The organism is Colwellia sp. F1 (assembly GCF_056238625.1).
Genome location: NZ_JBWDLI010000003.1, coordinates 243,616 through 256,653, shown reverse-complemented (window position 1 = coordinate 256,653; position 13,038 = coordinate 243,616). Strand labels below are relative to the sequence as shown.

Annotated in this window: 9 protein-coding genes, 2 tRNA genes and 1 other RNA gene; 4 read left to right on the top strand and 8 right to left on the bottom strand. The window is 39.8% G+C overall.

The window, feature by feature from the left end; all coding sequences use genetic code 11:
• Nucleotides 1–14: 14 nt before the first annotated feature.
• From AC0UA9_RS04100 to smpB, 4 genes are all read right to left on the bottom strand, one after another.
• Nucleotides 15–1,388: a restriction endonuclease subunit S gene (locus AC0UA9_RS04100; RefSeq protein ID WP_475657407.1), complete on the bottom strand. Its 1,374-nt coding sequence runs from the start codon at nucleotides 1,386–1,388 to the stop codon at nucleotides 15–17.
• Nucleotides 1,388–3,496 (bottom strand): type I restriction-modification system subunit M, encoded by a 2,109-nt coding sequence (locus AC0UA9_RS04095; protein WP_475657405.1) that lies wholly within the window; start codon nucleotides 3,494–3,496, stop codon nucleotides 1,388–1,390. The genes AC0UA9_RS04100 and AC0UA9_RS04095 overlap by 1 nt, the downstream gene beginning before the upstream one ends.
• Before the next feature lie 384 nt (nucleotides 3,497–3,880).
• Nucleotides 3,881–4,230: a transfer-messenger RNA gene (gene ssrA / locus AC0UA9_RS04090) on the bottom strand.
• Nucleotides 4,231–4,415: 185 nt separating this feature from the next.
• Entirely contained in the window at nucleotides 4,416–4,910 is a 495-nt protein-coding gene (gene smpB / locus AC0UA9_RS04085; protein WP_475657403.1) for an SsrA-binding protein SmpB, read from the bottom strand.
• A 217-nt stretch (nucleotides 4,911–5,127) separates the two neighbouring features.
• Here smpB and AC0UA9_RS04080 point away from each other — a divergent pair, with 217 nt between their 5' ends.
• Nucleotides 5,128–5,568, top strand: a complete 441-nt coding sequence (locus tag AC0UA9_RS04080) for an SRPBCC family protein (protein WP_475657400.1) — start codon at nucleotides 5,128–5,130, stop codon at nucleotides 5,566–5,568.
• A 9-nt stretch (nucleotides 5,569–5,577) separates the two neighbouring features.
• Nucleotides 5,578–5,934 (top strand): RnfH family protein, encoded by a 357-nt coding sequence (locus tag AC0UA9_RS04075; protein ID WP_475657397.1) that lies wholly within the window; start codon nucleotides 5,578–5,580, stop codon nucleotides 5,932–5,934.
• A gap of 154 nt (nucleotides 5,935–6,088) precedes the next feature.
• Here the strand turns inward: AC0UA9_RS04075 and AC0UA9_RS04070 are convergent, their stop codons facing one another.
• The 4 genes from AC0UA9_RS04070 to rlmKL all read right to left on the bottom strand — a co-directional run bounded on the left by AC0UA9_RS04070 (nucleotide 6,089) and on the right by rlmKL (nucleotide 12,451).
• On the bottom strand, nucleotides 6,089–7,930 hold the full coding sequence (locus AC0UA9_RS04070) for a DUF3466 family protein (protein ID WP_475657394.1): 1,842 nt from the start codon (nucleotides 7,928–7,930) through the stop codon (nucleotides 6,089–6,091).
• Nucleotides 7,931–7,983: 53 nt separating this feature from the next.
• On the bottom strand, nucleotides 7,984–9,900 hold the full coding sequence (uup, locus tag AC0UA9_RS04065; RefSeq protein WP_475657391.1) for an ATP-binding cassette ATPase Uup: 1,917 nt from the start codon (nucleotides 9,898–9,900) through the stop codon (nucleotides 7,984–7,986).
• Nucleotides 9,901–9,971: 71 nt separating this feature from the next.
• Nucleotides 9,972–10,247, bottom strand: a complete 276-nt coding sequence (locus tag AC0UA9_RS04060) for a glutaredoxin family protein (RefSeq protein ID WP_475657389.1) — start codon at nucleotides 10,245–10,247, stop codon at nucleotides 9,972–9,974.
• Between the two features lie 35 nt (nucleotides 10,248–10,282).
• The gene (rlmKL, locus tag AC0UA9_RS04055) at nucleotides 10,283–12,451 is read right to left on the bottom strand and encodes a bifunctional 23S rRNA (guanine(2069)-N(7))-methyltransferase RlmK/23S rRNA (guanine(2445)-N(2))-methyltransferase RlmL (protein ID WP_475657386.1); all 2,169 of its coding nucleotides are present in this window, start codon (nucleotides 12,449–12,451) and stop codon (nucleotides 10,283–10,285) included.
• Between the two features lie 267 nt (nucleotides 12,452–12,718).
• Here rlmKL and AC0UA9_RS04050 point away from each other — a divergent pair.
• A tRNA-Met gene (locus tag AC0UA9_RS04050) sits at nucleotides 12,719–12,795 on the top strand.
• 125 nt (nucleotides 12,796–12,920) lie between these two features.
• Nucleotides 12,921–12,997 (top strand) — tRNA-Met (locus AC0UA9_RS04045).
• Nucleotides 12,998–13,038 lie beyond the last annotated feature (41 nt).

Genomic DNA, 13,038 nt, shown 5'->3' with positions numbered 1-13,038 from the left:
TATCCATCCTTGGGTTAGCTTTCTTCTACGGCAAAGTCTCGCACATCAATCTTGCCGGTTACTGCTGCTGAGATAAGGGCGGTTTTGCGCTCTTTCATAAGGTTGATAGCACTATTCGCTTTAATAGATAGTTCATCAAAAATTGCTAACTTCTCTTTCAATTCTTGAACTATTCTTAATTGTTCTTCTAGTGGTGGAAGAGCGAGTATAAAGTTCATAATCACATCAGATGGAACCCTTTTTAAGCCGCCAGCACCAGTCATTGCTGCAATCGAAATATTCATAAAGGTATTTTCTTGTAGACGGTAATACATAAAATCATTATTAATTTTACTATTGCACCTAAGCACATAGATTTCGGAAGAGCCAAATCCAATACCATTTTTCATATTGCGAGCAACAACCATATTCTTGTTCTCAAAACAGGGAGTCACTTTGGCCATAAGAATGTCTTCGTTTTCGAAGTAGGTATAACCGTCAAAAACAGAGTTAATTAGCCTTTCTTCATCAAGAACTAATGAGTCTTGTTTTAACTTTTCCATTGGAATGAAATTACATAACTCATTTTTTTTATGTTCGATTTGAGACTTCTTAGGTGTGAGTTCAAACAATCTCTTATTCGGGATAACTACCCAATGCTCTGGCACTTCACCTAGCCACTCTACGCCTGAGTCGCGCATTGGGGCATTGGGGTTTAGCCCTTTAGTCACTGCGTGAGAAATGGCCGCTTGGCGCTTTTCTTTTAACAGCTCAATCAGCTTTTCTTGTTTCGCGATTAGAGTGTCGATTTTAGCGGTTTCGTGATCGAGGAAGCTGGCAATTTTTTGTTGTTCTTCATATGAGGGGATTGTAAAAGAAACTGACTTAAATATATCTGTAGCAACAAGGTTTTGCATAGCACCACCTTGGGTATTATCTTTTATTTGTTTTTGAACATCTTCACTTCTAAAAATATGCTTGAAAAATGCTTTGTTTACAACACCTTCATCAATCCTCATTATCAATAGAGCTTGATTTATAATTCCCTTTTCATATGGTTCTGTAATTTCTACGATCTTACCTATAGTCCCTGAACAACTCATTAGTAAGTCGCCATTAGTCACGGTAAACCGACTCAAATCACGATAAATATCTTCTGATATATAAGAATCGCCAAGTATTACACTGTCTTGTATGCAGTTTTTTTGCTCGTAAACTTTCATACCAGAAGTTGTAAAAAATTCCTTTTTTAAAGCACTCCCAAAAGGACCTCTTACAAGATCATTAAGAAAGAACTTCAATTTTTTACAATCCCAATGAAAGGGGATGTTTTTTAACCATTCAACCCCAGAATCCCTATACTCAGGATATGCTTTATACTTTCTTCCACTCAAGGCTGAACCTGTCATTATGAATGTACCTCTTGAAGTAGCTGCATAATCTCGCTCGATACTTTATCTAAATCAGCATCAATTTCGGTGAGTGATCTTGGTGGCACATATTCGTAAAAATGGCGATTGAATGGTATTTCGTAACCAACTATACCGACTTCGCCGTCTTGCTCGTCGGTTTTTTTAGTATCAATCCACGCATTTGGCACATGGGGTAGTACTTCACGGGCAAAGTAGTCATCAACACTTTCTGTTAGTGGTACGTTTTCGTTATCACGTAAGTCAGGGTTGGCTTCTACCTTGCCCTTTACCTTACATACTTCTGCTTCGTCATCGTGTTCGCTTAAATGTTTAACTATCAGTTTAAGCTGTGCAGCGCTTAGCTTAACCGCAGGTGTTGCTGTTGCAAGCTCGGTAGTTAATGCGTTTAAAAACACATCGCGAGATAAGTATTTATCGTTGTTAAGTGAGGCAAGCGCTGCAAGAATAGTGTGCTGAGTATGCTCGTTTAACTTATCCCATGCTTTGTCGGTTGTTAAAGCGGTAATGCGTAGCTCATCTTTTGGATAAACCGCCAGTTGTAATGGGCGCTCTACCGTAATGCGGCGATAACCAAATTCTTGGTAATCAAATATTTTACTAAAGTCGTTCTCTACAAATTGGCCGTATGTTTTAACAATGGTGTCTATTGCATCTTCTGTTAGTTCTTTACGTTTGCTACCGAGTGACTTACGCATAGCTGCATAAAACACGTTTTCATCATTACCTTCAACTTCACCACCGCCACTGCGGCCTCTGCCGCCTGTTTTAGCGCGCTCTTTTGCCGCATTAATAAGTTGTACTTTGCCTTTACGGTTAGCAGGTTTATGGCTTGAAAGCACCCACACATACGTTGATATGCCGGTGTTGTAAAACATATCTGTAGGTAGGGCTACAATGGCCTCTAGCAGATCGTTTTCAAGTATATAACGGCGTATTTCACTCTCGCCGCTACCTGCACCACCGGTAAATAACGGTGAGCCATTTAAAATAATACCAATGCGCGAGCCACCGCTATTTTTTTCGTGGGCGGTCGTTCCCGACATCCTGTCTCCCACGACACTAGCACTTCCTGTGCGTCGCATTTTGCTAACTAAGTGCATTAAAAACAGTAACGAGCCGTCAGATACGCGCGGTAAACCCGCACCAAAGCGGCCTTCAAAGCCTTTTTCGGTGTGTTCGTCGTTAATTTGTTTTTGAATTTTTTTCCAATTCACCCCAAATGGCGGGTTAGATAACATGTAGTCAAACTTTTCAGTGCGTAGCTGGTCATTCGATAAGGTATTACCAAGCTTAATGTTATCGACCTTTTGGCCTTTAATAAGCATATCGGCTTTACATATAGCGTATGACTCTGGGTTTAGCTCTTGGCCAAATGCTGAAAGCGATGCTTTATTGTTAAGCTCTAATACGTATTCCATCCCCGATGATAAAAACCCGCCCGTACCCGCTGTTGGGTCGTAAATTGAGCGCACTAAGCCCGATTGCGTCAGCGCATCGTCGTCATTGGTAAATACTAAAGACGTGGTTAAACGTACAATGTCGCGCGGGGTAAAGTGCTCACCGGCTGTTTCGTTAGAGCTTTCAGCAAAGCGCCTAATTAGCTCTTCAAACACTAACCCCATGCCATAGTTATTAATAACATTTGGGTGTAGGTCGGTTGTAGCAAAGCGTTTAGCGACTTTATAAAGTAAGTCGGCTTCTGCCAGCTTATCTAGGGTGTTAAAAAAATCAAAGTGCTCAAAAATTTCACGGGCATTAGGGCTAAACGACTGTATGTAGCTTTCTAGGTTACTGGCTACATCGGTTTCGCCAAGGCGGTTTAAATCCATTTTTGAAGTATTGTAAAAACTTAACTGCGCTGCATGAGTAAAGAGCTTGCCTTGCGCTTCAATGGGCATGGCTTTTACGGCATCGTACTTTTCAAGCACGGCCGGTTTAGTGGCTTCAAGTACACACTCTAAACGCCTTAACAGCGTAAAAGGAAGAATAATACGGCCATACTGAGATTGTTTAAAATCACCGCGAAGTAAGTCAGCGACTGACCATAAAAAAGCAGCGGTTGAAGAGAAATTGTTGTCTGTCATGTTGACCCTTTATTATTATTTTTCCGTAACTTAACTTACCATATCACTAGATATACTATTTTTTAAGCAAGATTTAAGGATTATTTACTAGCACTGAAGGCTGAAATTTTTATTAAGGCTATTGTAACCTTTATAAAGTTATATGGTAGAGAAGGTTTGTCAAATTAAGGTAATATTCATAATTAACAAAGTGGTAACCTATAAATAAGTCATGGCTTTTAAAACGGAATTAAATTATGAAAAAGGAAGTGTAGGTAATTGGACTCCCCGATATCTAAAAGCGCGTGTCGTATGCGTGTCGTTTTAAGTGGTTGTCTAGTGGATTCGCGGTCGTTATTTAATGAAAAAACCCAGTAAAAACAAGTGCTTTTACTGGGTTGTATGTGGTGGAGCTGGCGGGATTTGAACCCGCGTCCGAAAAACCTACATCCTCGGTACTACATGCTTAGTCGATTATTTATTTAACCAATTAGACGCCAATCGACAGGCTTCGTCATGGTGAGCTTAATACTATTTCGCGGTTCAGCCTTAAGCGTGCTTCCCTCGCTATTCTGTTTAATGTGACCATCGATCCTCTAAACAACAGAAAAATTTTTGAGGCGATGGCTAGCCTAAGCGGCTAGTGCGAACGTTTCGTCGTTTGCAATTATGGTTTTGCGGCTTTTTACCAGGCCAACCGCCCCTGGGCATGCACCTTGGGTTTCGTGAATCTCGTCGAATCCTGAATCAGCCCCAAGTTTATTTCTTTGCTATATTTTCATTTTCTACAGTTTATTCTTTTATAAAGCTACTTTATCGTATCTCGTAATAAACAAGCGATAAGAAAAAGCAATACTTAGTACGTTTAAACTATGTACTGAGTAGTCACATTATACAGTGCATTTCACGGATGTACAATATTACTCAACCTAGTTTGTATTTACAGTTTGTTTAAGTTTTTATTTTTCATTAGGCGGCTTTTATCAAGATCCCATTCTCTGCTTTTTATATCAGCCCGTTTATCATGATCCTTTTTACCTTTACCCAAGTAAAATTCAAGTTTTACCCAGTTTTTACGCCAATACATAGCGGTAGCAATAAGTGAATAACCTTCACGGTCAACAGCGCCGGCTAATACATCAAGCTCTCTACGGTTAAGTAAAAGTTTTCGGTCACGGTTAGGATCACAGACAACATGCGTAGAGGCTTCTTTTAGTGGGGTAATTTCAGCCCCTAATAAGTAAGCTTCTCTATCTTTGATATGCACGTAACAGTCAGAGATGTTTACTTTACCATTTCTGATACTTTTTATTTCCCAACCTTGCAAGTTCATGCCCGCTTCAAATTTGTCGGTGAGGTTATAATTGTGCCTAGCCTTTTTATTTAAAGCGATAGTATTGCTGTTAGATTTATTTTTTGATTTCTTCTTTGCCATTTTTGATCCCATTGTTAACGGCGTGATTATACCTACAAATACACGATTTTATATACTAAATTAAGCTTTAGTAAAAATTCTTTGTTTATATTCAAGTAATAATGCGCTTGTATGTCTGTTTTGGTATTATGTCTGTAGGTTGCCTTAATATGCAGGAAACTAGCATCTTGAAGTGCTTTGGTTATAAGATCAAGTTTAATAGGGGTTAAAAATAAGAATGCCATCCATAAGTCGAAGTGCACTGGTAATGTACAGTGTTGAGCAAATGTTTTTATTAATCAATGATGTGCTTGCTTATCCTCAATTTTTACCCGATTGTAACAATAGTAAAATTATTGCCGAAGATGATAACTCAGTAACTGCTGCTTTATTGGTTTCAAAAGCGGGGTTAAATAAATGGTTTACAACAAAAAACACCTTAGTCTCTAATAAAAAAGTGACTTTGGAATTAGTTGAGGGGCCATTTAAAAAATTACAAGGCTGTTGGCTTTTAACCGCATTGTCAGACGATGCTTGTAAGGTGAGTTTGGAGTTAGAATATGAATTTTCTAACAAGATGTTTGATTTAGCTTTTGGTAGAGTGTTTACGCATTTAACGAATAATATGGTACAAGCATTTACCCAACGGGCGAAAGATGTTTATGGGGTTAATGCCTAAATGGATAGCATGAATAGTCAAAACGAGAAAATACAAGTAGAAGTAGTCTATGGTCTAGCACATAAACAAAAGTTGTTGTCATTATCGCTTGATGCCGGCACAACGGTTGAACAGGCGATAGAAGAGTCAGGAATAATTTCACTTTTTCCTGAAATAGATTTAACGGTTAATAAAGTGGGTATTTGGAATAAAGCAGCAAAGCTGTCAGCTGTTTTAGAAGATTTAGATCGCGTTGAAATTTACCGCCCACTTATTGCTGACCCTAAAGAAGTAAGAAAGCGTCGAGCAGAAAAAGCGAAGTTAGAAGGGCGAGCAGACAAAACGACTGGTGGGAGAGTGAACCCTCTAGCTAAAAAAGAAGAATAACAGTAGGTAAAACGAGTAAAAAAAGCCCAGTAGTGCAGGGCTTTTGTATTATGTTTCGTATTTTATGTTATGAGTGCAAGTCTGGTTCGCTTTAAGGAAAGCTTTGAAGCAAGCGCAGTGTAAACTATTACTGCGCTCTGGCTAAGTTTAACTATTAAGCGTGAGTAAATCGGCGGCGTAAACCAAATAAAGCCATCACAGATAAAAGGCTAGCAAAGCTGATACTAGCCCCTTGACGGATAACCTTGTTTTCTTCTTCTGCAGTACAAACTTCACCTGTATCAATTGTTGGCTCTAAGCTAACTGCTCTTAAAACATCTTCTTTTAATGGTTCACCAAAGTCATCTAACATAACTTCACCTTTAGCGTTACGACGGTCGACTTTGACAATGGCTGTCGCCGAAATAACCCCGTTGTCATTAATATCACGGGCTTCTAAAATATTATAGGTTAAACGTAAAGCGCAGGGAATGGTTAGGTTAAGGTTAGTAAAAATATCATTATTCATGTCGTAAACAAAGGCGGCGGTTCGGCGGGGGTTACTACTACTTTCGTTGTGTGTTTCTATTTCACCTTCACCGACAATAAGCCCTGTATTATTGATGGCTCTAGCGGTACTGTCTGAACCAGTAAAGTAATCTTTAGGCGTTACCATCTTAATTGCTTCTTTCGGTGCGTTGGTGTCAACATAAAAAAACTTACGTATACCTCTGGTATTAGTCGTATGACCAACAGCAATACCGGCATCATTTATATCATAAGCAATAGAGCCACGACTCTGAGTATGGTCGCCACTAAGGTCGATAACTTCGCCATTTTTATAAGCAACAGCATATTGATAAAATTTTCTTTGGTCTACAGCTGGTGTTACCACCTCATCATAAAAACCATCAGCATAACCTACTGCTACGCCTTCGTTATTAACGGCCAATGCGTAACTTGAATAAGAGCGTTCGTCATCTGGGTGTGGTGTGACTAATAAACCTAGTTGCTCTACCACAGCACTGCCATTAGGGTTTAGTGTTGCCTTAAATGCCATAGAGTCGTAGGGGGAGCTTGTTGAAGATAACTGTATTCTTGCAATACAAGCCTCAAGTGTCATTGTTGCGGGAACAATATCAGGGTCTGCACAGGTGCTGGCTTTATTTTCTTCATCAGATTTATCAGGGTTAGTTCTGCCTTCAATTGCCTCAACATAACTTTGGGCGACTTTATAGCTGCTAAAACCTACAGCAATTCCGGCCTCATTTACATCCATAACGGAAGAAGTGCCACCACCATAGCGAGACTCAAACGGTATGATTGGGTGAATTTGCCCACCTTGATCATACGAGTAAAAACCTCTTACACCGTGCTCCCTAAGCCAAAAGGTATGCTCATTTCCGTCAGCGTCTGTAAAAGTTTCGCTGGGTAAGTAGGGAGCAGTTGCACTACCATAAGAAATACCAGTATCGGTAATGCCACTGAGGATATCAATGGTTGAACGTGTTAATTGATCGCTACCTGCAAAAGTGGTATCCCATACTGTGTAGTCTTGTAGAACCCCATCAACATTGATCATCGCAAGGCTATCACCCACTTTTTGATACGCAATGTCACGACCTTTACCGATAACGCCAGAAGTGTTGCGGTCTTGTAACCAGCGAACAACCCAAGCTAAATCATTTGCGGTAGGGTTACCTGCTTTTAAGGCTTCTGCGTTTTCAATATTCTCTAACGCATACACACTAAAGTGGCCGTAAGCAGCGAAAAGTATAATATTGTTAAAATCAGTGTCAGTGAAGCGATCAAATTGCACTGGGAAATTATAAACACCCGTGCTTGATATGGCTAAATCGCCTATGTTGTTTTGCTTTTGAGCGTAAGTGTACTTGAGTTGGGTTGATTCACTTTTTTCAACTATGTTGTATGTGGCAGCATGTGCGCTAGTTATTAAACTGGCACTTAGGGCACTAGTTATGCTAAAGGCGATAATATTTTTTGCTATTTTGCTCATTCTACTACTTAACTCTTTTGTTTATTGTTGGAATAAATCCCAGACTACAGGTGTTAAAGCTCGTCTAACGCTTGCCATCTTGAATAGGCAGTGTCGAGTTTGGACTCGTTTTCGCTAAGCTGGTTCAATATTTTTTTCGTGAATTGTTCATCTTGGCTAAAGAAGTCACTTTGATTGACTTGTTCTTGTAATTTCTCAATTTCATTTTCCAAGTCATCTATTTTTTTAGGTAATTCTTCTAACTCTTTTGCTTCTTTAAATGAAAGTTTTTTCTTTACCGGTTGTTGGCTTTTTTGTGGTGAAACCTTTGCCGCTTTTTGCTGTGTCTCTTTTTGCTTTTCTGCAGACAAATGGCGTTGGCGTTCTTCTTCTTTTAACGCTAAATAACTGTCAACATCGTCGTAACCACCCACTATTTGATTAATATGCCCTGTGCCGTCAAAGTAAAGACAGGTATTGACACAGTTATTAACAAAATCACGGTCATGGCTCACTAAAATAACGGTTCCTGCATAATTTGCAACAACTTCTTCTAATAATTCTAAGGTTTCAATGTCTAAATCATTGGTTGGCTCATCAAGAATAAGTAGGTTACTTGGACGTAAAAAAAGCCTCGCTAATAATAAACGATTTTTTTCACCGCCAGATAAAGCACGGACAGGGGTACGAGCACGTTTAGGGCTGAATAAGAAATCTTGCAGGTAACCCAGTACATGGCGAGATTTACCATTCACTTCAACTTCTTGTTTCCCTTCACCCACTATTTCTTGCACGGTTTTGTTTACATCTAGAGCTTCGCGGTGCTGGTCAAAATACGCAATTTCTAAATTAACGCCTGAGCGCATTTTACCGCTAGTCGCTGGTAACTTCTCCATAATAAGTTTGATTAAAGTTGACTTACCAGTACCGTTACCACCAATCAATGCCAACCTGTCATTACGGTTTATCAGTAAATTGAGTTTGTTAATAACGACTTTGTCACCAAAAGCTACGGTGACATCTTCTGCTTCAAAAACTAATTTCCCTGAGCGTTCACCTTGAGTAATGTTCATGGCGCTTTGGTTACGTACTTCGCGGCGTGCTTTGCGCTCTAAACGTAGTTTTTCTAAGGCACGAACGCGGCCTTCATTACGGGTACGTCTGGCTTTAATACCTTGGCGGATCCAGACTTCTTCTTCGGCTAACTTTTTGTCAAACAGGGCGTTTTGTTGCTCTTCCACTTGTAAGTCATGCTGCTTTTGTTCGATATATAAATCGTAATCTCCTGGGTAGCTTGTGAGTTTACCCCGGTCTAAATCTAAAATACGGGTAGATAAACCACGGATAAAGGCGCGGTCATGGCTGATAAAAATAATAGTACCAGCAAACTCTTTTAAGAACTTTTCAAGCCATAACACGCTTTCAATATCTAAATGGTTGGTGGGTTCGTCAAGTAATAAAATGTCTGGGTTGGTTACTAGAGCCTTAGCTAGGGCTAACTTGCGTAGCCAACCACCGGATAAATCACAAATTTTAGCGTCAGGGTTTAATGACAATGTGCTCATGGCTTGCTCAATGCGCTGCTCGTCTTGCCATGCGCCTGCTTGTTCTAGTTCTTCTTGTACTTTGGCAAGCTTATTCAGGTTTTTTTCACTTGGATCTTCACCAATGAGGTGAATTAGCCCATGGTAACGACTGAGTAAATCAGCATTTTCACTAACGCCTTGCGCAACATAATCAAAAACACTGACGTCGGATGATTCTGGTGGGTCTTGTTCTAGCATGGCTAATTGCATAGTGCTAGATTTTAATATTTGGCCATCATCAAGGTTCTGTAAACCCATTAACACTTTCATTAGGGTAGACTTGCCTGCGCCATTACGGCCAACCAAACAAATACGTTCGCCTGTTTGCACGCTTAAGTCAGCTTTGTCTAAAATTTTGTCTTCACCAAACGCGAGATCGCCATTGGCTATTCTTAATAGTTCCATTAGTTTTTTAACTCTTTATCATTAGTTATTAATAGCTTAGTATAAATTACTTACTATTAATCTGTTATTTATCAATCGACTAGTTGGGTCAGCTGTGCGAGAGTAAATGGCCAAAATAGTTTTTGGCTCTGTACTGTACCCTTAGTACCTTGGGTGTTTAGTTTTTCAAACACCGGAATATGCATGCCATAGAGTTCTACTAAGGTTTTACTTTCATGAGCGACAGTTTCTTGGTCAACAATATCAATTTGCTTTAGTTGTGCGCTAGGTATCACTAATAAACATAGGGCTAAAGCTTCCTCACATAAATGGCAACCTTCGCTGCCATATAAAATATAGTTTGTCATTGTTCACTCTTGTGCATTATGGGCTTATTATTGCGTTATGCTTTACGGGTAATAGACCAGCTATTATGAATATGCTTATTACGTGAGAAATCCTGGTCTCGGGTAAGATCTGACATATTCTTGGCTTGTAATCCTAGCGCGGCTAAGCCGTCAAAATCCATTTTGAAGTTGCGCTTATTATTGGTAAAAAATATCTCTCCACCCCGGTTAAGTGATTTTAGGGCATCGCCCAGTAGTGCAATATGGTCTCGTTGCACGTCGAAGCTGTCTTCCATTCGTTTTGAATTTGAAAATGTTGGGGGGTCAATAAAGATTAAATCATATTTATCGGTATTCTTTTTTAACCAATCTAAGCAATCCGCTTGTATAAATTGATATTTATGGCTGCTAAGTTTGTTTAACGCAAAGTTATCTTGTGCCCAATTAAGGTAGGTATTTGACATATCTACCGTAGTGATTGAGCGAGCGCCATGTAAAGCCGCCTGTAATGATACCGAACCCGTATAAGCGAATAAATTTAATAACGTTTTGTCTTTTGCCTTTTTAGCAACAATTTGTCGTGTTTTTCTGTGATCTAAAAATAAACCGGTGTCAAGGTAGTCCCACAGGTTAATTTTGAATAAAGCACCATGTTCATTTAGGATAATAGACTGTTTAGACTTATCAACACGTTGGTATTGATCTTTGCCTTTTTGTTTTGCTCGGGTTTTTAGCACTACTTTATCGGTAGGGACTTCGAGCACCTTGGGCGCCCAATAAATCACTTCTTGTAAGCGTTTTTTCGCTTTGTCGCTGTTAATTGTTTTTGGCGCAGCATACTCTTGTATAACTAAGTAATCACCATAAATATCGACGGCAACATTATATTCAGGTATGTCGGCATCATAAAGGCGGTAACAGTCAATTTGGTTGGATTTAAGCCAGCCTTTTAATCCTTTACGATTTTTCTTTAAGCGGTTAGCAAAAGCACTGTCTTGTTCAGCAAAAGATGACTGCGGATTAACGGCATCCTTTGCTAATTGCTTATCGTCAACATTATACAGAGCTAGTTGACAATCTAACGGACCATTTTTAAATTTATAACGCTTAAAACTTGATAATTTAAGCATGGCAAGTAGCTCAATATTGGCCGTTAAAATAGCAACGTGCCAATGAATAAATTGGCTTTTCAGTTTTTGACCAAATAAAACAAAGTTTTCTACTAACTCGGGTAACTCACCAATACGTTCGCCATACGGTGGGTTAAATAAAATAGTGCCTGCTTTGCTGGAAGATGAACCACCATAAACGTTATTCATGTCATTGGTATTTTGACACTTAAACTCAATAAAGCGCTGCAGTTTTGCATTGCGGGCATTTTGCTGCGCGGTATGAATAACGCGCGGGTCAATGTCAATACCAAAAACCTTTAAGCTACGGGTGCTGGCTTGTTCTAAAGCAGTGTTAGAGCATTCAATAGCTTGGCTTAGTTGTTGTTGCCAAGTATGATCTTCATGTTTTAGCCAGTTTTCAAAACCCCAAGAAACGCGCTGTATACCTGGAGCTTGTTTGGTTGCCATGGCAATAGCTTCAATTAAGATGGTGCCTGAGCCGCACATAGGGTCAACGAGTGGTTTGCTGGTGTCGTCTAACCAATTAGATCGGATAATTAATGCCGCGGCTAAATTTTCTTTTAAGGGAGCAGCACCTGTATGTTCACGGTAACCGCGCTGGAATAATCCGCGACCAGAGAAGTCTAAGTAAATACTAACATGGTCTTTAAGTAACCGTGCTTGAAAGCTAATTTGAGGTGATTTTTTATCAACATCAGGGCGCTCAAAGCCTTGGTCTCTAAATTGATCAACAATCGCATCTTTAATGGTTAAACCACCAAATTGGCTGTTTCTGATTTCTTCACTGTAGCCAACAAAGTCAATAGCGAAGCTAGTGTTGCTATTAAAGTGCTCTAACCAATTAACCGTACTTGCCGCTTTAAATAGCTCATCTTTGTTTTTTGCTTCACCTTCACCAATTTTTAGCATGATGCGTGTTGCTAAACGCGTCCATAAAGCGATTTTATAACCAAGCGCTAACGGTGCAGAAAAATAGACGCCTTCTGGCTTTTGTATAACGTGTTCAGCCCCTAGGTTTTTGACTTCATCGGCGAGTAATACTTCAATACCAGGAGAGGTTAAGGCTAAAAATTGTTGCATGGGGACGGTCATGGTGTGGTTCCAAAAAATACAATGGCGAGATTATAGCGAAAGTACACCCACACATAAACAAAAGTTAAGCTTATGTGTTAAAATAGCGCATATTTAGGGCATAATGAGTAACTATTAACCTGACGGTGAGTTTTTTAATAAAAAGCACTTGCTTTATTGGCGCGCTATCCTTAATATACGCCTCGAATTCAGGGGGAACACCCTTGGTACTTCTTACAAGCTGAAGTAAAACTATTGTGGCTTACCTATGCACTTAGGTCATTCGGACGCGGGATGGAGCAGCCTGGTAGCTCGTCGGGCTCATAACCCGAAGGTCGTCAGTTCAAATCTGGCTCCCGCAACCAATACAAGTCGCCATAAAGGTCGTAGGTTCACTCTTCACAAGATAAGTGCTGCCAAAACCAATTCTTTCAATATGAATTAAAACTGTTGAGGCTTTCTTCTTAATTTCTTAAGAAGTTCATTCGGACGCGGGATGGAGCAGCCTGGTAGCTCGTCGGGCTCATAACCCGAAGGTCGTCAGTTCAAATCTGGCTCCCGCAACCAATACAAGTCGCCATAAAGGTCGTAGGTTCACTCTTCACAAG